19 protein-coding genes and 1 pseudogene are annotated in these 23,749 nt (G+C 70.8%); 11 read left to right on the forward strand and 9 right to left on the reverse strand.

Annotated features, from left to right (window positions below):
• The first annotated feature begins 139 nt into the window (after positions 1–139).
• From ACZ5WC_RS16535 to ACZ5WC_RS16545, 3 genes are all read left to right on the forward strand, one after another.
• A complete protein-coding gene (locus ACZ5WC_RS16535) occupies positions 140–2,488 on the forward strand; it encodes a serine hydrolase (RefSeq protein WP_468541445.1) in 2,349 nt (782 codons plus the stop codon).
• A 204-nt stretch (positions 2,489–2,692) separates the two neighbouring features.
• The gene (locus tag ACZ5WC_RS16540) at positions 2,693–4,675 is read left to right on the forward strand and encodes an MFS transporter (RefSeq protein WP_468541446.1); all 1,983 of its coding nucleotides are present in this window, start codon (positions 2,693–2,695) and stop codon (positions 4,673–4,675) included.
• Positions 4,676–4,813: 138 nt separating this feature from the next.
• Complete coding sequence (locus ACZ5WC_RS16545; protein WP_468541683.1) at positions 4,814–5,665, forward strand: adhesin; 852 nt, start codon at positions 4,814–4,816, stop codon at positions 5,663–5,665.
• A gap of 40 nt (positions 5,666–5,705) precedes the next feature.
• Here ACZ5WC_RS16545 and ACZ5WC_RS16550 read toward each other — a convergent pair whose 3' ends face one another.
• Complete coding sequence (locus ACZ5WC_RS16550) at positions 5,706–6,557, reverse strand: ATP-grasp domain-containing protein (protein WP_468541447.1); 852 nt, start codon at positions 6,555–6,557, stop codon at positions 5,706–5,708.
• Positions 6,558–6,684: 127 nt separating this feature from the next.
• On the opposite strand from ACZ5WC_RS16550, the gene ACZ5WC_RS16555 reads away from it, so the two are divergent.
• Together ACZ5WC_RS16555 and ACZ5WC_RS16560 are read left to right on the forward strand one after the other, a co-directional pair.
• On the forward strand, positions 6,685–7,572 hold the full coding sequence (locus ACZ5WC_RS16555; RefSeq protein WP_468541448.1) for an aminoglycoside phosphotransferase family protein: 888 nt from the start codon (positions 6,685–6,687) through the stop codon (positions 7,570–7,572).
• Between the two features lie 103 nt (positions 7,573–7,675).
• Positions 7,676–8,288 (forward strand): annotated as a pseudogene (locus ACZ5WC_RS16560) (DUF234 domain-containing protein); the annotation flags it as partial.
• 696 nt (positions 8,289–8,984) lie between these two features.
• Here the strand turns inward: ACZ5WC_RS16560 and ACZ5WC_RS16565 are convergent.
• A complete protein-coding gene (locus ACZ5WC_RS16565) occupies positions 8,985–9,185 on the reverse strand; it encodes a hypothetical protein (RefSeq protein ID WP_468541449.1) in 201 nt (66 codons plus the stop codon).
• Positions 9,186–9,303: 118 nt separating this feature from the next.
• On the opposite strand from ACZ5WC_RS16565, the gene ACZ5WC_RS16570 reads away from it, so the two are divergent.
• Positions 9,304–12,000 carry a hypothetical protein gene (locus ACZ5WC_RS16570; RefSeq protein ID WP_468541450.1) on the forward strand — a complete coding sequence of 899 codons (2,697 nt, stop codon included), beginning with the start codon at positions 9,304–9,306 and terminating at the stop codon, positions 11,998–12,000.
• Positions 12,001–12,038: 38 nt separating this feature from the next.
• Here ACZ5WC_RS16570 and ACZ5WC_RS16575 read toward each other — a convergent pair whose 3' ends face one another.
• On the reverse strand, positions 12,039–12,605 hold the full coding sequence (locus ACZ5WC_RS16575; RefSeq protein ID WP_468541451.1) for a peptide deformylase: 567 nt from the start codon (positions 12,603–12,605) through the stop codon (positions 12,039–12,041).
• On the reverse strand, positions 12,602–13,576 hold the full coding sequence (locus tag ACZ5WC_RS16580) for a helix-turn-helix domain-containing protein (protein WP_468541452.1): 975 nt from the start codon (positions 13,574–13,576) through the stop codon (positions 12,602–12,604). The genes ACZ5WC_RS16575 and ACZ5WC_RS16580 overlap by 4 nt, the downstream gene beginning before the upstream one ends.
• 147 nt (positions 13,577–13,723) lie before the next feature.
• Between ACZ5WC_RS16580 and ACZ5WC_RS16585 the strand changes: the two genes are divergently transcribed.
• The 5 genes from ACZ5WC_RS16585 to ACZ5WC_RS16605 are packed head-to-tail and all read left to right on the forward strand — an operon-like array spanning position 13,724 to position 18,251.
• Positions 13,724–14,884, forward strand: coding sequence for a glycosyltransferase family protein (locus ACZ5WC_RS16585; protein ID WP_468541453.1), 1,161 nt, complete (start codon positions 13,724–13,726; stop codon positions 14,882–14,884).
• The gene (locus ACZ5WC_RS16590; protein ID WP_468541454.1) at positions 14,881–15,585 is read left to right on the forward strand and encodes a hypothetical protein; all 705 of its coding nucleotides are present in this window, start codon (positions 14,881–14,883) and stop codon (positions 15,583–15,585) included. The genes ACZ5WC_RS16585 and ACZ5WC_RS16590 overlap by 4 nt, the downstream gene beginning before the upstream one ends.
• Entirely contained in the window at positions 15,582–16,811 is a 1,230-nt protein-coding gene (locus tag ACZ5WC_RS16595) for a hypothetical protein (RefSeq protein WP_468541455.1), read from the forward strand. Before ACZ5WC_RS16590 ends, ACZ5WC_RS16595 begins: the two co-directional genes overlap by 4 nt.
• A complete protein-coding gene (locus tag ACZ5WC_RS16600) occupies positions 16,812–17,678 on the forward strand; it encodes a glycosyltransferase family 2 protein (RefSeq protein WP_468541456.1) in 867 nt (288 codons plus the stop codon). It begins immediately after the preceding gene.
• A gap of 48 nt (positions 17,679–17,726) precedes the next feature.
• Positions 17,727–18,251 carry a P-loop nucleotide/nucleoside kinase family protein gene (locus ACZ5WC_RS16605; protein WP_468541457.1) on the forward strand — a complete coding sequence of 175 codons (525 nt, stop codon included), beginning with the start codon at positions 17,727–17,729 and terminating at the stop codon, positions 18,249–18,251.
• 158 nt (positions 18,252–18,409) lie between these two features.
• On the opposite strand, the gene ACZ5WC_RS16610 is transcribed toward ACZ5WC_RS16605, so the two are convergent.
• From ACZ5WC_RS16610 to ACZ5WC_RS16630, 5 genes are all read right to left on the reverse strand, one after another.
• Positions 18,410–20,104, reverse strand: coding sequence for a relaxase/mobilization nuclease domain-containing protein (locus tag ACZ5WC_RS16610; RefSeq protein WP_468541458.1), 1,695 nt, complete (start codon positions 20,102–20,104; stop codon positions 18,410–18,412).
• On the reverse strand, positions 20,101–20,646 hold the full coding sequence (locus tag ACZ5WC_RS16615) for a plasmid mobilization relaxosome protein MobC (protein WP_468541459.1): 546 nt from the start codon (positions 20,644–20,646) through the stop codon (positions 20,101–20,103). The genes ACZ5WC_RS16610 and ACZ5WC_RS16615 overlap by 4 nt, the downstream gene beginning before the upstream one ends.
• Positions 20,647–20,914: 268 nt before the next feature.
• Complete coding sequence (locus ACZ5WC_RS16620) at positions 20,915–21,661, reverse strand: DUF2637 domain-containing protein (RefSeq protein ID WP_468541684.1); 747 nt, start codon at positions 21,659–21,661, stop codon at positions 20,915–20,917.
• 357 nt (positions 21,662–22,018) lie between these two features.
• Complete coding sequence (locus tag ACZ5WC_RS16625) at positions 22,019–23,275, reverse strand: DUF3631 domain-containing protein (protein ID WP_468541460.1); 1,257 nt, start codon at positions 23,273–23,275, stop codon at positions 22,019–22,021.
• A 233-nt stretch (positions 23,276–23,508) separates the two neighbouring features.
• A complete protein-coding gene (locus ACZ5WC_RS16630; protein ID WP_468541461.1) occupies positions 23,509–23,742 on the reverse strand; it encodes a hypothetical protein in 234 nt (77 codons plus the stop codon).
• Between the last annotated feature and the right edge of the window lie 7 nt (positions 23,743–23,749).

Consider the following 23,749-nt stretch of genomic DNA (forward strand, 5'->3'; position numbering starts at 1 on the left):
CCTCCCCGCGTGGATGTCTGACAGGGTGACCCCTCTCACATTCATCTGTCGAGAGCGCCTGACTGCTTTGTACGGGAACCAGTAGCTATGTCGTTCTCGTCTAGCAGCTCGGCCAGGGGTTCACACAGGACACTGGTAGATGGTTCGGACTGCGCGGGGTGGCCCCGCAGGGTATGAGGAGGCATCGGTGGCGGGCGAGTCCCCCGACAAAACGGAGCAGCAGAAGTCGTCGGGGACGGCTGCGGAGGAACGCGACCCGCGCTTCGCCGTGTTCCGTGACCCCGGAGCGGACGTGGATGCGGAAGCGGAAGCAGACGCGGATGCCGGCGCGGGTGGGGCTTCCGGTGTGACGTCCGATACGGCGACCGCGGTCTTCCGCCCCCGGCTTCCTGAGGACGCCGCCGTGAGCGAGCCCGCGGCGAAGCCCGAGCCGCAGGCGGCCGTCACGGCCTCTGGGGAGGCTTCCGAACCTCCGGAGGGCCAGGAAGGCCCGAAGGGCCCGAAGGGCCGGGAGGCCGCCGGGGGTGAGCCTGGGAGCGGTGCCAAGAGCGAGTCCGAGGCGGAGGGCGAGTCCGAGGCCGAGTCCGGGGGCGAGTCCGGGGGCGGTTCCGGGGGCGGTTCCGAGGCCGGGGATGTGCGGCTGCGCGCCGCAGTGGCCGCGTGGGTCGATGCCGCTGCGGAGGACAAGCCTGCGGAGGACGCGGATGCGGATGCGGGTGCTGAGGGGGAAAAGGAGCCCGAGGCCAAGCCGACCGCCGAGGCGGAGCCCAAGAACGAGCCGAAGCGGAAGGCTGAGGACGAATCCACAGGTGACGCAGCCCCCGACACCGGCTCCGACCTGCGAGGAATCGATCAGCCCACTGCCGTCTTCAAGGCGGTCAAGGCGGCTGACCGGGTCGACCAGGCGACGACCGCGCTGAAGCTTCCCCCGAGCGAAAGCACGGCGGACGGCAAGCCTGCGGACGGCAAGCCCGAGAGCGCCGCCGAGCGCACGAGCACCTTCGTGCCGCTGCGCTCCGACGATGTACGTTCCGCTCCCGCGCCTCGCAAGCCGGAGCCCGAGGCATCCGGGACGTCCGGGGCATCCGTGACCTCAGGCGCGTCCGCCAGTGCCCCCGAGGCGGGCCCGTCGGCCGCCGGCGCGCCCGCCGCGCCGTCCTGGGCCACGGCCGAGCGGACCCGGCAGCAGCCGCTGCCGCCGAAGCCGCCGCTCGACCTGCTCGCCGAGCTGACGAACACCCCGCCGCCCCCGGAGACCCCGGCGCGCAACGCGGTCCGCCGGGTCAAGATCTGGACCCCGCTGGCCCTCCTCCTGCTGATCGTCTTTGCGATCGCGCAGGTGATGCGCCCGATGCCGGAGCCCGAGCTGAAGCTGACGGCGAAGCCGACGTACACCTTCGAGGGCGGCGCGACGGAGCTGTCCTGGCCGGGCCAGGGGCAGTCGGCCGTGATGGTGGACGGCGTGGGATCGCTCGGTTCCGAGGGGGCGCAGAAGTCGGCCCCGATCGCCAGTGTCGCGAAGGTCATGACCGCCTACGTGATCCTCAAGGAGCACCCGCTCAAGGGTGACGAGGAGGGCGAGACGATCACCGTCGACCAGCAGGCGGAGGACGAGTCCAAGCGCTCCGACGAGTCGACGGCCCCGCTGACCAAGGGGCAGCAACTCACCCAGCGGCAGATGCTCCAGCTGCTGATGATCCCCTCGGGGAACAACGCGGCACGGTTGCTCGCCCGCTGGGACGCCGGTTCCGAGGACGCGTTCATCGACAAGATGAACGACGCGGCCAAGGAGCTCGGGATGACCGGGTCGACGTACACGGACCCGAGCGGGCTGGAGGAGACCACCGTCTCCACCCCCGGCGACCAGCTGAAGCTGGCGCAGGCGGTCATGCGCAACGACGTCTTCCGTGAGGTCGTGGACATGCCGCAGGTCGAGATCGAGGGCATAGACGGCAAGATCTACAACAACAACACGCTCCTGCTGGAGCCGGGCGTGAGCGGCATCAAGACCGGGTCCTCCACTCCGGCGGGCGGCAACCTCCTCTGGTCGGCGAACACCGTGGTCGACGGCAAGACGCTGTGGATCTACGGTGCGGTCATGGGCCAGCAGGCCGGTACCGGACGGCTCTACGACAGCCTGACGCTGTCCCTGACCAACAGCCTGAAGCTGATCCAGAGCGCGCAGGAGGCGCCCACCTCCGCCACGGTGGTGAAGAAGGGCGACGTCGTCGGGTACGTGGACAACGGCTACGGCGGGCAGACCCCGGTGGTCGCCACCAAGAACCTGAAGGCGGTCGGCTGGTCCGGGCTGAAGGTCGAGCTGAAGGTCAACGGCAACGGCAAGGGCATCGACCACGGGGCGAAGGCCGGGAGCGAGGTCGGCATGGTGACCGTCGGTACGGGCACCGGAAAGGTCACGGCGCCGGTGGCGCTCAGCAGCGACCTGCCCGAGCCGGCCTTCGGCGACAAGCTGACCAGGATCGGCTGAAACCCCCGGGTGGGAAACACCCGGGTGGGGAGGGGTGGGCGGCGCCCGGTTCGGCGGTGTCCGCCCCTCCGCTCCTATGACAGGGATACGTGCCTATGACAGGGATACGTGTCGGAGGTACGTGTTAGCGTCCCCGGACAACTCAAGGACGCCGGGACGCGTCTTTGGTGAGGTACGGGGCCGGCGGAGACGGGGAGAGCCGTAGTGACCACCGCGGAGCCGAGACCCGGCCGTGAGGCGGGCGACACCACTGGGTACGGCACCACCGGTGCCGGGGCCGGTGACAGTGCCGGGTCCGGTACCAGTGCCGGGGACGAGGCTGCCCGGCACGTCCGCGTGCCGTCCCCCCGTGCCCCGGAGACCTCGGGCCCCCGGGAGTCCTCACCTGGCGGGCATGCCGGGCCTGCCGAATCCCCGGCGGAACCCGACGCCCCCGCCGTACCCGTGGCCCCCGACCGGTTGCCGTCCGACCGGGCGCGGCGGCTGCTGCGGCACCCTGTCACCGTCGCGACGGCGGTGGCCGCGGTCGCGCACCTCCTCTGGTTCTTCTTCTTCGCCAACACCGGCGGCGACATCGCGGCGCAGGACGCCTGGGCCGAGTTCGTCGGACGGCACCCCGGGACCGCGTACAACCTCGCCTGGTACGGGGGCATGCACCCCGTCTCGTACAGCGTGGTCTCGCCCTACGTGATGTCCCTTCTCGGCGTCCGTACGACGATGATGATCGTCGGTACGGTCTCCTGCGCGCTGACCGCGCTGATCCTGGTCCGGGTCCCTGCGGTCCGCAATCCGCTGGTCTGCTCGCTCGCCGGGGTCTTCGCCTTCCTGTGCAACGCGCTGTCGGGCCGCGTGACGTTCGGGCTCGGCATGATGTTCGCGGTCGGCGCGGTGGCGGCGGTGTTCTGCTGGCCGTACCGGTGGCGCTACAAGCGGTGGGCCAAGGCCGCCGTCGCCGCCCCGCTCGCCGGACTCGCGACCGCGTCCAGCCCCGTCGCCGGACTGTTCCTCGGGGTCGTGGCGGCGGCGCTGTTCCTGCACAGACGGCGCCCGGGGGCGTACGCGATCGGGCTCGCCCCGGTCGCCGTGGTCGGCCTGTCGGCCTTGCTGTTCCCGTTCTCCGGTACGCAGCCGATGTCGCTCGGGACGGTTTCGCTGCCGTTGGTCTTCGCGGTCCTCGTCTTCGTCCTCGTCCCGCGCGACTGGAGCACGGTCCGCACCGCCGCCGCCGTCTACGGGCTGGGCACGGTGCTCACGTACTTCATCGACTCGCAGATCGGGTCGAACATCACCCGCATGGCGATGCTGTTCGCCGGGGTGGCGCTGCTCGCCGCCCTGCCGTACACGGTGCCGCGCAGCCGCCGCTGGTACGCCCTGGTCCTGGCGTTCGCCGGGCTCAACTTCTGGATCGGCTTCAAGAGCGTCGACGACATCGTCCGTACCGCCCCCGCCGCGTCCTGGAACCGCGAACTGGCCCCGCTGATCAACCAGCTCCAGCAGGTGAAGGCCGAGCGCGGCCGGGTCGAGGTCGTGCCCGCGAGCAGCCACCGCGAGGCCTCGGCGCTCGCCCCGTACGTCAACCTGGCGCGCGGCTGGAACCGCCAGGCGGACATGAAGCGCAACCCGCTCTTCTACGACGACACCCTGGACCCGGTGAACTACCGGGAGTGGCTGGACCGCTGGGCCGTGCACTACGTGGTGCTGCCCGAGGACCGGCCGGACGGCACGGGGGCCGTTCAGGAGGCGGAGCTGATCGAGCAGGGGCAGCCCTACCTGCGCCAGATCTGGGGCGACGCGAACTGGAAGCTCTTCCGGGTCCTGGACCCGGTGCCGCTCGCCGACCCGCCCGCGACGGTGGAGCGGGCGGGCGCGGGCGAGCTGACGATCACCGTGAAGTCGGCGGGCCGGGTGCTGATCCGTATCCCGTACACGCGCTGGCTCGCCCTCGTCGACGAGGACGGCAAGAGTGTGGAGCGCCCGCAGGAGACCGAGGAGTCGAAGGAACGGTCGCAGGCGGACGAGACCGCGCCGAAGACCTATCTCAACACCCACGGCTGCCTGAACAAGGTCGAGGAAGGCCCCTACGGCGACGAGTGGACGGAGCTGCTCGCGCCGCGGCCGGGCGTGTACCGGCTGGCGGCCCCGTACCAGCTCCAGCCGGGCACACCCTGCCCGGAAGAGCTGAGCTGACCGAACGCCGGCCTGCGCGTGTAGGGGGCATCGTGCGCGAGCCCTCCCTCTGCGGGCGGCGGCCTGGCAAGGTGTCCTGCCATGAAGGCGACAAGGTGCCCGTACTGCGGTGGTGGACAACGGGGCGCGTTGCCCGGAATGGCCTGTCCCGACTGCGGAGCGGGAGCGCCCCGGTCGACGGCCGAGGAGGGCTCCTGGATCGCCAGGGAGACCCTGGCCGGCCGCCTCTCCACCCTGCCGCGGCGGCGTAAGGCCCTGCTGGCGGCGGGGATCGTGGTGGCCGCCGGGGGGCTGGTCGCCGGCGTTTCCCTGCTGGCGCCCTGGGCCGCGCGGGGCGGCGGCGACGACAGCGACAGCCGTACGGACGCGGCGGGCCGGGCGGGCGCGCTGCCCGGCCGGGTCGGCGGCGCGGCCCCGACCCGGATCGGCGCGGGAGCGGATGACACGGGAGCGGTCCCCGCACCCGACCCGGCGGACGGCCACCGCTTCTCGCAGTGGGCGGGGCCCGGCTGTACGACCGGTACGTACCGGGAGCACGGCCGCTTCGAGAAGGGGGACGCGGGCTGGTACACGGTCGAGGCGGGCGGTTTCACCGGTGACGGGTGCGACGGCCGGTTCAGCGCCGTCCCCATGTCGGGCACCCCGACCGAGGACGCGGGCTCCACGGCGACCTGGTCCTGGCGGCCGGGCGAGGGGTTCCGGACCTGCGCGCTGACCGTCTTCGTCCCCGACAGCGGCCGCGCCCGGGACGCCGCCGGGGCCCCGACCGTCTACCGCGTGCTCTCCGACCCGGACGACCCGGACTCCGCGTACACCGGTTTCACGGTGCTCCAGACCGAGCACCGGGGAATCGCGGTCCCGGTGGGCGACTACCCGGTCAAGGGGGACGTCTTCGCCGTACAGCTCATCGACCGGGGCCGGGACTGGGGCGACGCGGACCGGGTCGGGGCGCACCACGGGTCGGCGCAGATGAGGGCCGCCTGCCGCTGAGCCGGGCTGGGCTGTGCTGGGCTGGGCTGCTGAGCGTGCCCTATCGCGTTTCGGCTCGTACGAAGGCGAGGTCGTGCGGCGAGAGGGCTGAGGCGGGTCCGGCCGCCCGCAGTACGGTGTCCAGGGCGCGGTCGCGGTCGGCGTCGTAACATCCGCTGGCCCAGGCCGCGTTGGCCTCGACCACGGCCCACCTGCCCTCGTCGTCCCGGCCGACGTCGACGACGACGGCTGAGGGCAGGGAACCCCCGGCGGCCGCGAGGACGTCCCGCCCGAAGGCGAGCGCGTCGGCGTCGGCAGGCCCGAGCCGCAGCCTGCCGCCCTCGGCGTACTGACCGGCCGTGTGGACGGCCCCGTCGAGCAGGTGGAGCCGGTACTCGGCGGCGAACGCCAGCACGTCGCTCACCAGCACCACGGTCGCCGGGTCCACGGCATCGGGTCCGGGCAGCCGGCTCCCGTCCGCGTAAACGAGCGCCGAAATGCTTTTGTCGTTGGGTGACTTGACGAACGCGGGGCGCCGCAACCGGTACGCCTCGCGGATGGGTACCGCCCGGATCTCGCGCAGGGTCAGCGCACGGGGGAGCCGGGCGAGCCAGTCGGCGGGGGCTTCGAGGAGGGCGATCCCGAGCGCGGGGGCCATGGCGTCGGCGAAGGAGGGCCCGGCGTGCAGATGGACGGCACGCTCTGTCCCCTGTCCCGTCCCCTGCCCGGTTTCCTGTCCCGTCCCCTGTCCCGTCCCCTGTCCCGTTTCCGGTTGCCCCGCCAGCTCCTCGGGGGCCGCGAACCGGGGGCACTCCAGGACCCGCAGCCCGCGCCGGAGCGCCGTGTCTCGCAATGCCCGTGCGGAGGCGGTGAGTCGGGGCGGAAGGACGAGGGTACGCGGTAGGTCGGTCACGGTCGCCGATCCTCCCGTACGGATAGGGGAGTGGCCCACCGGGTTTCCGGCGGACCGGGTTCTCGGGTTCCCCGGGCGCGGACCGAAACGTGTTGTGCGCGCCCGGAGCGCTTGGTTTCATCAACCGATGAGCCACACCACCACCGCGCCGTCGCTCGTGCGAGGCCTGATCGCCGCCCAGTTCCCGCAGTGGGCGGACCTGCCCGTGGAGGCAGTCGACGCGAGCGGCACCGCGAACGCGATCTACCGACTGGGCGCCGACAAGTCCGTACGGCTGCCCCGTACCGAAGGCAGCGCGGCCGACGTGGCGACGGAGCACCGCTGGCTGCCCCGGCTGGCCCCGCACCTGCCCTTCCCCGTTCCGGTCCCGCTCGCCCAGGGGGCCCCGGGCGAGGGATTCCCCCGGGCGTGGTCGGTGTGCAGCTGGCTGGAGGGCGCCACCGCGCGCCCAGGGGACGGCTCTTCGGCCTCGGAGCTGCTCGCGGCGGACCTGGCGGAGTTCGTGCGCGCCCTGCGCCGGATCGACACCGCGGACGCCCCGCCCGCTCACCGCAGCGAAGCCCTGGCCTCCCGTGACGCTGAGACCCGCGAGGCGCTCGCGGCCCTGGACGGTGTCCTGGACGCGAAGGCCGTCGCCGCGGCCTGGGAAGAGGCGCTGGCCGCCCCCGCTTTCACGGACCGGCCCGTCTGGGTGCACGGGGACCTCCAGCCCGGCAACGTCCTGATCGCGGACGGCCGCCTCACCGCGGTCATCGACTTCGGTTGCCTGGGCCTGGCCGACCCGGCCGTCGACCTGATCGCGGCCTGGTACCTGCTGACCGCGGGCGCCAGGGAGACGTTCCGTACGGCGGTGGGCGCCGACGAGGCGACCTGGGCGCGGGGGCGCGGCTGGGCCCTGTCCATCGCGCTGGTGGAGCTCGCGCATTACCGGACGACGAACCCGGTGATGGCGGGGATCGCGGCGCACGTGATCGATGAGGTGCTTGCCGCGGGGCGCGGGGACCGCCGGGGGTGAGTCACAGTGACCGGAGGTACTGCTCACCGGTCAGCACCGCGCGGCATGACCGGCCATCCGGCTCAAGACGGCTCCTGCTACGCCGTCCGCTCACGCGCCACGCACGCATGTCGCCCGCGCCGCCGGTGGGATCGGGGCGACTCCGCTACAGCGGTCGCTGGGAATCCTCGCGGACAAGCGGGTGATCGCGGCGGAGCTTCCCGTGTCCACGCGGCCTTCGAAGGATCGTCGCTACCGGGTCGCGGATCCCTGCCTCCGCTTCTGGCTGAAGCTCCTGGGTCCGGCGGTGGAGAAGATCGAGCGGGGCCGGGGTGACCTGACGCTGCGGCGCATCCGCGAGAGCCGGACCAGCTGGCGTAGCAGGGCCGTTGAGCCTTTGGCGCGTGAGGCGCTGGCACGTCTGCTGCCCGACGCGAACCTCCACGCCGCCCCGCCATCGGCGGTTACTGGACCCGTACCAACGATGTGGAGATCGACGTCGTGGGAGCGGACCGCGCGCCAGTCGCCGAGGAGTTGTTGTTCGTCGGCTCGGTGAAGTGGCTGGAGAACTCCCCATTCGACCGGCACGATCGCGCCGCGCCGCGCCGCACCGGCACCGCGCCGCGCTCACGCCTGCTCCCGTGCCTGTGATCGCTGTCTCGCGCAGCGGGACCGACTGCGCGGGGCTCGACGCCGCGTACAGCCCGGCGGAACTCCTCGCGGCGTGGTCCTCCTGAGCGCGCCGGGATGCACGCTGGTGTCGGGGCGTACGGACTGTCGGCCGAACTCGGGTCGGCCGAGCCTCTCGCCCCGATACGCGATCCTGCCTTGCTAAGTCCGCCTGGACGCAACAGGGGACTGGACGCAACGGAGAAGCCGAGGTGCACCAGGATGTCGGTCGCCCTGCGCGGGCCGAGCCGCCTCGACCAGGTCCACCGCGACCTCGGCACCGTGCCGACAACCTCGATGAGGGCGTCCTTCCGCTTACGCAAACGGCCCCGGACGACGAGTCCGAGGCCGAGTAGGGCCCCTCCCTGGGGAAGAAACCCCAGGTCAGAGCGGCAACATGTTGTGCCCCCGGCAGGATTCGAACCTGCGACACCCGCTTTAGGAGTGGGATCGAATCCTTGCTGGGGGGTGACTGGCCGTTCTGCGTGGTGCTGTTCTGCCTGTTCAGGCACTTGTTGCCTTCTCTGACGTGATAGCGGGATCTAGCCTATGCTGACCCGTCCGCTCACGCATCGCTCACGCACCACCAGCCCGAGTGTCAGCGCTTCCGCAGGTTCTCGGGAGGCACGAGAAGGGCGCTGTCTGTCGCCCACTTCGTTCTACACACGTGGCAGATCCATGCCAGTCGTCGCCCGGTGCGCTCTTGTCCATGTACCCATGCTGACCAGGGCGGTTCGGCGGCGGTTATCCAGCCTGGGAAGGGCTCAGGAGACGGTTTGGGCAAGAGCGCCGGTCAAGGCGGCCGCAAGCGTGAGTGTGGCAGCGAACGTGGTGGCGGCCCGCGTGAAAGCAGCGGGATAAGTGGCTCCATCCAGCCGAGCGAGCAAGCCTGCAGCGGCGGCAGCCAGCAGGGCGAACATGACGACCAGCGTAGTGACGAGGAGGACAATGACGAGGCGGCTCACGGCAGGCTCCCTGTAGAGGCGAGGCGTTGACGTGACGAAGGTCGCGGAAACGATGTTCGCCGGGGCTCGGCTGGACAATGATGAACACCGGCGAACACATCGAGCCGGGATGGGACGAATGCACGACGAACGCAGCGAGCTGGCGGCGCTTATCGAGCTGCGCAAGAGGCTCGCCGACGGCCTGGCGCGTGCCGGGCTGAACAAGACTCAGCTTGCCGCGCGAGCGGAACTGGGCCGCACCACCGTGCAGGAGGCGTTCCAGGCGGGCAAACCTGCCCCATCGGCCGAGACGGTTGTCGCGCTGGCTCGCGTGCTACGTCTGCCAGACCAGCAACTGCTAGATCTGCGTCGCGTTGCCGCCCGAGAGGTCGACCTTGCCCTTGGAAAGGAACACGGCTTGGGCAAGCCGATCGCGGAGTGGGACCCTCACGACTTGGAGGTCCACCCCGCCGGGGTCGGTTCTGGGGCCGTGCCACAGCGGGTGCTGCCCGGCTACGTCCCGCGTGGCCATGACCGGATCCTCACCGACGCGGCGCTGGAGGCCGAACAGGGCAACAGCCAGATGCTGGTCTTGGTCGGCACGTCATCAACCGGCAAGACAAGAGCCTGCTGGGAGGCCATTCAACCGCTCGCCCCCCGAGGGTGGCGGCTGTGGCACCCGTTCGACCCGACGCGAGCCGATGCTGCCCTTGACGACCTCGAACGGGTCGGGCCTCGCACAGTGGTGTGGCTCAACGAAGCCCAGCACTACCTAGGCAACCCTCAGCTTGGCGAGCGCATCGCAGCCGCAGTCCATACCCTCCTCACCCATCCCGGGCGCCGACCGGTACTTGTTTTGGGCAGCCTCTGGCCCGAGTACGCCGACCAGTACACAGCCCTGCCCCCCGCTGGCTCCCGGGATCCGCACAGCCGGGTCCGAGAATTGCTCGCTGGACGCACCCTCACCATCCCCGACACCTTCGGCCAGGACGCACTGCGGACCGCAGCTGTCCTAGCGCAAGATGGCGACCAGCTGCTCGCTGACGCTCTCACCCGAGCGCATGCCCACGGACACATCACCCAGGACCTCGCTGGCGCCCCCGAACTTTTGCGCCGCTACGAGCACAGCACGCCGACCGTCAAGGCCGTACTGCAGGCGGCTATGGATGCACGCCGACTTGGCGTGGGCCTCCACCTTCCGCAAGCCTTCCTCACCGATGCCGCGATCGACTACCTCAGTGACCGGGACTACGACGAACTCACAGATGACTGGGCAGAGGCGGCCTTCGCCGACCTCGCCCGCCCCGTGCACGGCAAGCAGGCACCCCTGCGCCGCACAGGAGCCCGGCCAAGGCGCCGTCCGCCCGGCGGCCCGGTATCGGCACCCACGCCTTCCACAGTGACGGGGCCAGCGTTTCGGCTTGCCGACTACCTCGAACAGCACGGCCGCACCACTCGGTTGAGGCTGTGCCCACCCGCATCGTTCTGGGCCGCCGCTCACGCCCACATCAGCCGCCCCGACGACCTCGGCAACCTTGCGATCGCCGCTGAACAGAAGCACCGCCTGCAATGGGCACACCACCTCCGGCTTCGCGCCGCCGACGCAGGCCACCCCTACTCCCTCAACTACCTGGCCCGGATGTGGGAGGCGGCTGGGGACACGGAAGGCGCTGAAACCCTCTACCAGCGAGCCGCAGACGCTGGCGGCCCCAGCGGTCTGACTGACCTGGCGGAGCGAAGGAGAGAGGCGGGGGATCCGGAGGGCGCTGAAGCGCTCTATCTGCGGGCCGCCGAAGCTGGCGACGAAGACGCCTTGTTCATCGTGGCGAGCCGCCGGAAGGCAGCGGGAGACCGTGAGGGCGCCGAAGCCTTTTACCAGCGTGCCGTTGACGCTGGCCGGCCTGACGCCCTTGTCGACCTAGTGGAGCTGAAGGAGGAGGCCGGGGATTGGGAGGGTGTCAGGGCGCTCTACGAACGGGCCGCCGACTCTGGCGACACCTACGCCATTGCCCGCTTGGCAGACATGAGGGCGGAGGCCGGGGACCAGGAAGGTGCCGAAGCCTTCTACCAGCAGGTCGCCGATGCCGACGACACCGATGCCCTGATCTTCCTGGCCGAGTTGAAAGAGGATGCTGGAGACTTCGACGGCGCCGAAGCCCTTTATCAACGGGCCGCCGAAGCTGGCGACGCCAGTGCCTTGGTTTACCTAGCCCAGATGAAGGAGGAGGCCGGGGACTGGGAGAGTGTCAACGCCCTCTACCAACGGGCCGCCGATGCCGGCGACACCGGTGCTCTGACATACCTGGCCCAGCTGAGGGAGGAACATGGAGATTTCGACGGCGCCCAAGCTCTCTACCAGCAGGTTGCTGACACCGGCGATACCTACGCCGTGGTCCACTTGGCCCAGCTGAAGGAGAAAGCCGGAGACGTCGAGGGTGCCGAGACTCTCTACCAACAGACCGCTACCAACCCAGGCGCACTGACAGTCCTGGCGCGGACGTGGGAGCAGGCCGGGGACTGGGAGGGCGCCAAAGCCGTCTACCAGCGAGCTGCAGACGCGGGCCACGCTGGCGCCTTGGTCCGCCTGGCGGAGCTGCGAGAGTGGGCCGGGGACCAGAAGGGCGCCGAGACCTTCTACCAGCAGGCCGCCGCTACCGGAGACCCCGATACCCTGATCGGCCTAGCACGAATGCGAGACGAGGCAGGGGACCGGGAGGGTGCTGAGACCTTCTACCGGCAAGCCGCCGATACCGGTGAACTCTCCGATGACGAGGCCAAGATGAGGTGGCCGTTCGGACTAGACCCGGACGGCTCGCCTTCGCCCCCCTGGTCGTGACCTACAACCACCGACAACCCAGCCACGGCAGTTGACAGCTACTTCTCGTATGCCCAGGCACTGCCCGTCTGCCGGTACTCCTCCACAGGGATCGGCTCGACCCCGGTGTGCATGCGGGCGGTGTAGAGCAGGCCGTCGAGGTGGTCGATCTCGTGGTGGATGAGGCGGGCGAGGCCGCGTTCGTACACGGTGGTGACGGTCTCGCCGGTCAGGGCCGTGGTCTCGACGGTGATCTTCAGGGGGCGGGGGACGAGGCCGCGGACGTCGAAGAAGCTGAGGCAGCCCTCGTACTGCTCGTCCAGCTCGTCGGAGCGGTCGGTGATCTTCGGGTTGAGCAGGATGATGGCGGGTGCGTCGCCGGGCGGCTGGACGACGGCTGCGGAGCGGCCGATGCCGATCTGCGGGGCGGCGATGCCCATGCCCTTGGCGAAGGGGTGGACCTGGCCGATCCGTTCCATCGCGGCGAACAGCTCGTCGGTGATGCGCTCGGCTTCGTCGCGTTCGGCGGGCAGGGTGAAGGTGCGGGCCGGTTCGGCCAGGATGCCGGCGCCGTGCTGGACGACTCCGAGGTCGCGCATCTGCTGGCTTGGCCGCACGTCAATCACCTGAAGTCTCCTTGTTCCGTGTTGTGTTCGGGCCGTGCCCGGAACCTCCACTCAAGACGGTACCGAGCGTGGAGTGCGGGCGTGGTCGTGATCCAGGTGAATTGCCTCAGTTCACCGTCGTCGCTGCGGACGGGTGGGGTCCGCAGGGGTGAGGCTTCGGCGGTCATGGAGGTCTCGGTGCCCCACACGACGGGGTCGAGGGCGGCGGGGAAGGCGAGCTGGACTTCGAGTTGTTCGGTGGGTAGACGGACGGCCCGCTGGAACCAGTTGCCCCATTTGTCGTCGCCGACGGTGTAGGCGTACTCGATCCATACGGATTCGCCGGGGTAGAGCGGGAAGCGGCCGTGTTCGTTGTCGAACAGCAGCCAGACTTCCTTGAAGGCGTCGCGGTCGTGCTTGGCCTGCCAGCGCATCGTCTCGCCGCGGCAGGTGGCGGTGAGGTCGAGTTCGTCCCAGGTCAGCGGGTGGACTCGGTAGTGGGCGTTGGACTGCTCGGGGTCCCCTGGGTAGCGGTCGACGGAGATGCGGATCAGGTAGCGGGTCACCGGTTCGTCGCCGGTGTTCCGCAGCAAACGCCCCATGGTGAGTCGGTATGAGTGGCCGTCGTACTGGAGGCGGGCGGCGTCGTGCTCGACGACGAGGGCGGACCCGGTGGCGTACGGCTGCTCGGGCCTGCGCTGGACCGGTGGGGCTGTCGTCTGGCGCCGTGATCTCGTCCGGGCCTGCTCGTAGTCGCACCAGCGCCGCCAAATCGCCTTCCCGGCGTTCAGGTGCTCGTCGGCGAGCCGGGCGAACTCCTCGGTGGGCTTGTGGCGGCCGGACTCGACGTGGCTGACGTAGGACGGGTCGAAGCCCATGGCCAGCGCTAATGCCCGCTTGGACATGCCTCGTACTTCCCGCCATCTGGCTACCTCGGCCGCGAAGTCCTCGGCCGCCTGCTCGACGGTGATCTCTTCGCTGTGCGCGTCCATCGAAAGACCTGCCCCGCGTCATGGTCAGTGAGCATGAATGAACCGTGAGTGATCCAAGTTCATCATCCCGTCACGGTGTGCGTCGCCGTTTTCCTTCCCTCAGTGGCCCGGATCGACCCCCGGGCGCATGAGGGAGGCGAAGCAACCATGCGCGTGCTGTACCTGCTCAACATCTCCAACCCCGACCGGTTGTCGGCGGACTCGGGGTGGATCTTCGCGGATCTGCTGGCCCCGTCCCTGACCGACGCCGGGGCGGAAGTGACCGTCGCGGCCCCGGCTGCGGCCGGGGATGCCCGCTGCGGTTTCCGCCGGACGAAGGTGCCGGGGACGAAGTACCGGGCCCGGTTCTCGGCGGACATCGACGAGTTGGTGGCCCTTATCGGTTCGGAGAAGCCGGATGTGGTGGTGGCCAACCAGATCGAGGAGGCCCCGGCCATCCGCACGGCTCTGCTGGAGGCCCGGTCGGATGCGCTGCTGGCCGGGTACTGCCACTACCTGCCGTTCTCGTTCGCGGGCGGCGGGCAGATGCTGCTCGACCCGTCGCTGGACGACGCGGGGCTCGGGCGGCCGGTGCTGCTGGCGTTCGCCGCGGGCCTGGCCGCGTGCGACCGGGTGATGGTCCACTCCGCCACGGCCGCCTCGTGGGTGTCGGCTGCCGCTGCCCGGATGACGGTGGACCTGGGCGACCGGCTGCGGGTGGTGCCCGCACCGCGTGACGAGCGCCTGGTCCGCGACCCTGCCACGGTCCGGGCTGCCTCCGGCACGGGCGGCGCGATCGGTGTCTACAACCACCGGCTGTACGCGCACTATGGCACCGAGCAGTTCGTCGACCTGGCCCGCCGGCTCAGCGACTTCAGTGCCGTGCGGCTGCGGGTCATGGACCTGTTCGGGCAGCGCCGGGCCGAGCGCAAGGGCCTGGACGACAGCCCCGAGAAGATGCACGAGCAGCTCGCCGCGCTGCCGCACGTACAGGTCGTCTCCGACCGAGGCGACCGCGTCCGCTACAAGAACCTCCTGGCCGGCGCCCGCTTCGGCATCGCCCCGTTCCGGCCCGGCTGCCCCTGGTCGATGAGCGTCATCGACTGCCAGGGCATGGGCCTGCCGGTCATCTCGCCCCGCCTCGGCTGGCTCGCCGAACACATCGACCCCGAGCTGTGTTTCACCACCCCGGACGAAGCCGTCGCCCTGGCCGAACGCCTCGCCACGGACGACGAATTCCACGCAGTCCACGCCAAGCGGGCACACGCCTCCACCGCCGACTTCACCCCCGCCCTGGTTGCCGCCCGCTACCTGGAGGCCATCTCGTGACCGGCTTCGACGCCGTCTTCCTCTCCTACGACGAGCCGATGGCCAACTCCCTGTACTCCCGGCTCCAGCGGACGCTCGGCGGCACGGTCAAGCGCCTGCACGGGGTCCACGGGATGCGCCGGGCCTACCGGCTGTGCGCCGAGGTCGTCGAGCGCGAGCAGTTCTTCCTCGCCGACGGAGACTTCGCCATCGACACCGACTTCGATCCGGCCACCGTCGCACCGCTGGACGAAGGCGTCTCAATGCGGGTGTGGCGGGCGGTCAACCCGGTCAACGGCCTGACCTACGGCTACGGCGGCCTGAAGCTCATCCGCCGCAGTGCTCTGCGGGAGATGGGCGACGCCGTGGACGTACTCGCCGCCCTGCCCGGCCGGATCGAATTCGCCGAGCACACTGCCGGGATCACGCGGTTCAACCAAAGCCCCTTCCACGCCTGGAAGGCCGGTTTCCGCGAGTGCGCGATGCTCGCGCGCGGCAGCGAGTACGGCATGGCCGACGACGACGTTCACCAGCGCGTCGATGCCTGGATGCTCAGCCGCAGCGGCGAGTTCGCCGCCTACGCCGCCGCCGGGGCTGCCGAGGGCGTCTCCTTCGCCCGCAAGGCCGCACGTGCTCCGCAGCAGTTCGACCACCTCAACGACCCAACCTGGCTGCGGGAGAGGTTCACCGCCGCCCACGGGGACCAGGCGGTGTCCGGATGACCGGCCCGCTCGTGCTCATCGAGCCGTACGCGAACCGCCTGGGCGGGCACCACCAGCGCACGCTGGTGGCCCTCGCCCAGGCCCGGCCCGGCAGCCTCGTCATCGCCCCGCACGGGATCGCCACCGAGGCAGTACGTGCCTTGCGCGAGGCGGATGCCCGGCTGGTGACCGCACCGGCCGGGCTGGCGGCAACCGTGCTGGGGGCCGTCTCCCGGCTGGCGGCCGGGCTCTCCTCGGCCGGACAGCGTGTGTTCCGCTCGCGCCGCTGGCCCCGCTGTCTGCGGAGGGTGCCGCACCAGATCACCCTCATCGCCCGCTGCCTGGCCGAGGCGTCCGCGCTGCGGTCCGCTCGCCGGTTGGAGTCCGGCGCCGACGCGGTGGTGATCCTGACCGCGAGCGAGGCCCTGCACGGGGCCGTCGCCCTCCTCGGCGGCCAGCCGCACCTGCGGTTCGTCCACGAGGCGGTCACGGCCGAGGACGCCGTCGTGCGGCTGCTGGGCCGGCTCGCCCGCCGGGGCGAGAAACAGGTTGTCGCCGTGTACCCGACGCAGGTTGTCGGCGATCAGTTCGCCACGGTCTTCGCCGACCTGCCCGCGGTGGTGGGTGCCTTCGCGGTCGACGACGGCCGCCGCCTGAGCGACGCCGAGCGTGACGGAGGCCGGGCCGCGTTCGACACCCCCGCCTCTGAGGCCGTGGTGTGCCTGGTCGGCGGCTGGTGGCCCTACAAGGACATCGCCGTCGTCGACGCTGCCCTGGACCGGCTCAAGGAGCCCCTGCACCTGGTGGTCACCGGTTCCCCGCTCGACGAGGCCGTCCTTGAGCGGTGGCGGTCCCTGCCTGATCTGCGGGTGCACACCGTGCCCGGGTCGGTCAGCGAGTCGGTGCTGCGGCTCGTGTACGCCGCCGCCGACGCCGCTCTCGTCGCCCGCCGCCCCGGGACCGGCAAGGAATCCGGACTCGTCATGGACGCCGCCCGCCTCGGCGTCCCCCTCGTCGTCTCCGAACACGACGACGCCCTCACCGCCCGCCTGCACGGCCAGCCCTGGGCCCTGACGTTCCCCGCCGGCGACCCGGACGCCCTCACGGACGTCCTGCACACCGTCATCCGCCAGCCACCCGACTACCCCGGACCCGAGGCTCCGGGACTGCTCGGGATGCGGTCGGCCGCCGAGCAGGCCGACTTCCTCACCCGCACCTTCGCCCCCTTGCGCACGAAGGAGTCCTGAATGCCGAGCACGCCTCCCGCGCTGATCGCCGTCGTCGGACCCGTCGGGCCGCCGCTGCTGGCCGCCTGGGCCCGCCACTACCGGTGGCTGGGCGTCGAGCGGTTCCTGATCGCCTTCCACTTCCCCGACCACGTACCCGACCGGCAACGACACGAACTCCAGGCCGCGTGCCGGGAGCTAGGCATCATCCCCACCGGCACCAGCACCGGCCCCTGGCACGAACACACCAACACCCAGCTCCGCGACGCCCTGCGGCACCGGGCCGGTGCCGGCTGGCACCTGCTCGCCGACGCCGACGAGTTCCAGCAGTACCCCGCCCCGCTGAACGAGGTGATCGCCCAGGCCGAGAAGTCCGGAAACCGGGTGGTGGGCGGTCTGATGCTCGACCGCGTCGCCGCGAGCGGACGCCTGACCCGCTGGCGGCCCGAAGGCGGCCTCGATCTCGCCTATCCCCTCGGCGGCCACCTCACCCACCGGCTTCTGCACGGTGACCCGAGGAAGATCGTGCTCGCCCGCCACGACGTCACCGTCTCCTCCGGCAATCACCGAGCTCCGGGCCACCGGCCGGACGCGGACCGCATCTGCGCGGTTCATCATTTCAAGTGGCGCTCGGGCGTCCTGGACGACCTGCGCCGCCGGGTCCAGCACTTCGCCTCCGGCACCTGGCAGGAACACACCCCGGCCGTCCGCGACGAGGCCGGACGCCTGCTGGCCCACGTCGGCCAGCACGGCGGCGTGATCAACACCAGCGATCCGCGGTTCGCCTTCCGCCGGGTGAGCCTGGACCGGATGCCCTTCAGCTGGCCCTCGGAGGCCCACAGCATCTTCACTACCTGGCGTCCGCACCCCCACAGCGGCCAGGATTGACACACGACGCTCTCACGAGCGGACAGCATGTCGCGGAAGGATGACCCCGTGCCCCTCGCCGTACTCCTGGCCGGCCTCACCGGCTCCGGGAAGACCACCGTCGCCCAGGCCCTGGCCGACCACGGATACCTCCGGCTGTCCGTGGACGAGGAGGTCCACCGCCTGCATGGCCGGTACGGGGTGGACTACCCCGAGTACACCTACTTCGAGCGTGAACGGCCCGTGGTCGAAGCGACCCGGGACCGGTTCATCAAGGAGATCGAGGCCGGCAACGACGTCGTCCTGGACCACGGCCTGTGGCGCCGCTCCGAGCGCAACGCCTGGCGGCAAGCCGCCCACGATGCAGGCGGCCTGCCCGTGGTCGTCTACCTCCCCGCCGACCGCGACGAACTGCTGCGACGCCTGGCCGAGCGCAACGAACGCGAGGACGCCAACGCGCTGACCGTCACCCCCGAGGCCCTGGACGACTTCTTCGCCCGCTTCGACCCCCCGGCCGATGACGAAGACGTGATCGTCTACAACGGTGACCTGGACGTACTGGTGGGGGCACTCACCGAGGCCCGGGGGCGGTAACGCCGCCCCCAGGGTCTTGGTCCGAGAGGCCGTCAGCGGCACGACCCGTACGAGGCCGTGCCGCTGCAAGCGCCGGGCAGGCGGCGGACGTACTCAGCGCCGCACGTGGAGTCGAAGCCGCATGGCACCGACTCCACGCGCGGCTCGCGGTGGGTGCGTCAGCGTCGCCGCGCCTGGGGCGACTGTGGTTGAGCGGCCGGAGCAGCCATTGGTGATGGCACCGGCGTGGTCGAACGCCGTGCCGGACTCTGCGCCTGTGCCGCACGTGCGCGGGCGCTGGGCGCCGACCTCGTACTGAGGCGTTCGACGCGCCACGTCAGCACTCGCGCGGGCCGGCGGGCATCATCGAGCGCACGCTGGTCGGCGGCCTGCTGGAGGAGCTGCTTCGGGTCGTGCCCGGCCTTCTCTGCGTCCGTGAGCACGGCAGCGAGTGCGTCGAAGGCCGGATCCTGCAACACCTGTTCCGCGTGATCGGGCACTGTCTGCCGGATGAGGAGGATCTGCCGCCCCACTACCTGCGTAGGTGGCCTGCGCTGGGCGAGCACGGTCAGTGGCGCGACGGCAGTTTGTTCGTAGGCGGCCTGGAGGTGGACCAGGGTCTGGTGGGCCGCGGCCACCTGTTGGTCGTGGTGGCGGAGCTGGTGCCAGCGGGCGGCGGCGATGACGACGAGGATCGCAGCGTCGAGGAACATGGCCAGCAGGGTGCCGTCCTTGGGGGAGGGTTCGCGGACTATGGCTCGCACGGCGCCGCGCAGGGCGCGGGCGTGCTGGTGCTCGGCCTGGATGCGGGAGCGGGTGGCGCGCTCGAACGCCACAGCCGCTTGACGGAGTTGGGGCTGAATTGCCTGAGGTGCGCGAAGGGGCAGAGCGTCGAGCGCTTCACCGAAGGCGGCAAGGTGGGCTTGGGCCGCTGTGTCTTCACCGTGTTCGAGGCGGTGGGGGATGCGTTCTGCGGCGGCGGTGGCCTGATGCCAAGGGTTGGTCCTGCGGGGACCTTGTTGCGGTTCGGTGGCGTCGAGGCGCTTACGGATTTTGGGGAACGACAGGTCGGGGGAGAGTTCGGAGCCCGAGTACCAGACCGGTTCCTGCGCGGCGTTGACGTCGCCTTCGAGGGCGACGGTGTAGCCGCGTACGTCTCCGGATGGGAAGTGCTTGACGTCGGCGAGGATGCCGTCGGCGTGCTCCGGCAGGTAGACGAACTCCTCGGTGCTGGTGGCGGCGGCCACGGCGGTGCGCACCGTGGTGCGCAGCCGTTCGCGGGCGGTGCGGGCCTGGCCGACGCGCTTGGCCTTTTCCTGTTCGGCGCGGGTGGGTCGTTTGGCTGCGGTGCGGTCCCCGCGCACGACCTGGAAGAGGCCGTACTCCTTCTCGATGGCGACCAGTTCGCGGTCGGCAGTCAGGTAGTCGTTCCAGTGGCGGGCGGTGCGCAGGTCGGCGCGGACGGTGGTGGCGGCGATGTGGATGTGGTCGGGTGCGTGGCGTACGGCGACCCAGCGGCAGCCATCCGGATCACCGGTGGGGGCGATGCCGGTGGCGGCGACGACGCGGCGGGCGATGTCGGCCCATTCGTCGTCGTTCAGGATGCGGTCGGTCTTGGCAGCGCGGATCGAGCAGTGCCACACGTGTTTGTCGGGGGCGCGGCCGAGGCGCTCGGCCTGTTTGACGTGCAGGTCGAGGTCGGCGACGAGGCGCTTCTTGGTGGCGTCGAAGTCGGCTGTGCGGCCGGGGTCGGGGGCGAAGCCGTCCCAGGAGGCGACCAGGTGGGGGTCGGTGTGGTCCTTGGCCTTCTTGGTGTCGTACAGGTAGCGGATCAGGCCAGTGGTGCTTTTGCCGCTGCTGATTTTCGCGATCATCGGGTGGCCTTGTGGCTGACGGCCTGGTTCGCGGCGGTGGCGATGTGGCGTACGGCTGTACCGACCGTGTCCAGGGTGCGGTCGGTCTGGGCGAGGAGGGTGCTGTCCCGGGGGTGTGGGTGGCCGCCGGAGTTGAGTTTCTTGGCGATCTGGTTGACGTTGCGGCCGATCGCGGCGATCTCCTGGCGCAGGGCGTTGAGCTCGTCGATGTAGTCGTCGAGTGGGGTGCGCTGGCCGGGCACGGTGAGATCGCCGTGGACGTGGGCGAGGGTGACGGCGGCGACGTAGTGGGCGCCGCTGAGGTTCAGCGACGCGGCCTTGGCGTGGATGACGGCCTGCTCCTCGACGCTGTAGCGGGCATCGACCCGCTTCTTGCGCCGGCCGCCCGGATCAGGCTTGCGACGTTGGGCGACGCGGTGCAGAGCGGCGACGTCGGCAGCACGGGGCAATGGCACAGCAGCGGCAGCGCCATCATCGGCGGTGTCGGCGCCGGCGGGCTGTTCCTCCTCGGGCGCCCCCTGGTGCCCGTCTGCCTTCGCCACCCCCGGGGCGGAGGCTTCCCCGTGGGGCCGGCCTGTGGACGGTCCAGTGGGATACCTTGCTGACGCGGTCGTGGGTGGAGTGTTCATAGTCATCTCCGGGTGTGTGGTGGGCAGTTCGTGCTGTGGTGCGGGCATGGGTGTCCTACTCGGTGGTGCGCAGTGGGGTGTGCGGTGGAGTCGGATCGACTCGGTGCCGAAGGGAGACTCGTCCCCGCGCCGTTCTGCGCGGGGACGAGGCATGCCTGACGCGGCCGGCAGGGGAAGGCGGTCAGGAAGCGATCGCCGCTGAGTCGGCCTCGCCCGCTTCGGCTGCGGCGGCTTCGTCGAGCTCGGCCTGGAGCATGTCCTTCACGCGCTCGGCCTCGTCCTTGCCGATCGGGCGGCCGGTGCTGCGAACCGTGTCCTCGATGTGGCGGCGCGAGGCTTTGCCTCCTCGCCCGCGTGGCGCACGGCGGGCAAGGGCGAGCAGCTCGGGATCGATAGCGTCCACGTCCACGTCGGGATCTGCTGTGGAGGTGGCGCTGGACTCCGCCATATCGCCTGCGGCTTCCGCCACGTCTTCCGGGCTGCCCGCCACCTTGAGCTGCGCGGGCAGGTGGATGCCGGGCGTGGCGGCGACCGTCTTGGCGGGCTGGGCCGGCTTCGGGTGGTGGTGCAGGGCCTTGGCCACGAGGTCCGATCCGAAGTAGATCGATCCGACCGGGAGCGAGGTCGCCAGCAGCACCAGCACGTAGTTCACCGGGTCCCAGTCGGCCAGCCGGCCCCATCGGGCCGCCTCGGTGTGCAGGGCCGGTATGAGGCCGTGGATGTAGTTCAGCAGCAGGCTGGCGAGCGTGTAGGCCGCCAGGACCCGCAGAGCGAACGTCCTGTCCGGTCCGGTCAGTACGAGCGTGGAGATGAGCGCGAGGGCCATCAGCCCGTCGATCACGATCGGGTAGAGCAGGGCGGCGGTGGAATCGGCGCCGATGGCCCGGGCCACGTCGGACAGGGCGTTCCACGAGACCCGGAAGGCCATGAGCACGATGGCCGCCAGGCCGAGGACAAGGGCGGTGCGCGTGTGTGTCCGCAGGGCAGCTCCGGGAGCGGCAGCAGGTTGACGCCGACGTGACGTGATCCGGCGGAACCTCGTGGTGAGGGCGGTGATGCGGGCGAACAAGCGGGGTACTCCAGGTGGGCTTGGCGGCGGCCTTGGCGCAGGGCAGGGGCTGGGGCTGGGCGTGGCCGCCGTGGGGTGCTGGGACTCGTACCACTCGTCGCGTGCCTGGTCAGCACAGGTACGGGTGGCGTGGTGATGCCGGGACGACTCGTCGCGGGCTGTTCACTCGTCCCCGCGCTGACCTGCGTGGGGACGAGTGATGCGAGTGGATACGGGTCAGGCCGCGGTGCCCGGCAGCGGGCCTTCGCCTGACGAGGCGTGCGCGTCGGCTGCCTTCGGGTCGGGGCAGTAGCGCGCCCACGTGTCGAGGAACTGGTTGCGCGCGAAGCCCTTGGCCTGGGTTCCGTCGGGGAAACGGCGGTTGGCCGAGCTGACGCCGTAGGGCTTGAGCAACAGTTGTAGGCCGCGCGGGGTCAGGCCGCTGGTCCCGTACTCCGCCCAGGGTGCTTCCTTGTCCGCGTTGAGTGCCTCCAGCAGGTGCCTCGTGCTCAGCACGGCGGGCTCGCCCATGGCGGTGAAGGCGCGGCGGATGCCGACCAGGAGGCGGGTGCGCAGGCCGCCCTCCTCGTCCTGGCCGGCCTCGTAGTCGGCCATGGCGCGGCACGCGGTGCGGGCCAGCATCGGCCAGTCGCCTCCGGCGAGGTCGGCGATGATGACCAGCGGTTCCCAGGTGTCGGCCGCGCGGTCCTCGACCGGCATCGGCGGCTCCAGTTCCATGGCCGACTCGTACAGCGGCTGCAGCCAGGAGTGGAGGCGGTCGCGGATCGCGTTCAGGGCGGGGGTGTCCCGGCCGGTGCGGAAGTGCGCGACCCTCTCCCCGGCCGCGCGGCGCCGCATGCGGATGACCACAGCCCGGTCCATGATCGTGTCGGGCAGGTCGCCGATCCCGGCGAGCGCGGCCATGGCGAAGGTGGGAAACTCCTGCACCTGGTGCTCCGGCCCCGACACCCGCAGCGTCGGCCGGCCACGCTGATGCCCCGCGTTGATGAGGCCGCGGACCTCCTCGTTCTTCTCCGCGGTCCTCGGGCTGTTGAACATGGTGTCGGCCTCGTCGACCAGGAGGGTCGGCGGGTCATCCCCGTCGATCGACCGGAAGATCGCTGCCGCACTGGCGTTGACCGTGATCAGCCGGTGGTGCACCGTCTCGATCACCACATCCAGCAGCCTGGACTTCCCGCACCGCTTCTCCGGAGCCACGATCGCCAGACGCGGCGCGTGCTGCCACGCACGCTGCAGATGCGTCGCCGCAATCCACAACGCCACCGCCGTGACTGCCTCCTCGCTCGGCATCGCCACAAACCGCTTGATCTGCGCCCGCAGATCGGACAGGATCCCGGCGCCCTCGGCCGGCTCGTTGGTGCCTTCCTCGGTGCGCTCACCGGGGTCGAGGGCGTCGGGTTGGCCGGGTATGGCCCCTGCGGGCGAGGTCGCCTGCGCAGGACGGGAATAGGGCTCGGGGTTGTCGGGTTGCACTCGGCGACTCCTCGTCTGGCGGTTGCGGGCTCGTACGCCCTGGCCGCCGGGTCGGTTCTCATGGGATTGCTGGGGAGTCATCGGGCCTTCGGCGTTGCACCGCCGGAGGCTCTCCCCCTTCTCGCGGGTATTTCGGTACCGCGAGGGACCACGGACCGTACGTCCACGCCGGGCAACAGTCCAGCGTTTCTGTGTCAGCTCAGCGCAGAAGCGTCTGCTGCGAACCCGGCCTCTCATGCGGCCAGCCCCAGCAGGGCCAGCAGGTCGGCGGTCACCACCCGGTAGGCGTTGCCCAGCCGCAGCACCTTGCACGGGTACAGGCCACGCTTCGCCAGCTCGTACCCCTTGCTCCTGCCGAGCCCCAGTGCCCGGTTGCCCGTCTCCAGGTCAACAGCGGCGGGAAGCTCCAACAGCTCCTCGCGGCTCATCCCCTTCGCCCGGCCGGCCAGCTCCTCGTTCTCCCGCATACGCGCT

Source organism: Streptomyces sp. NPDC033165 (genome assembly GCF_055577965.1).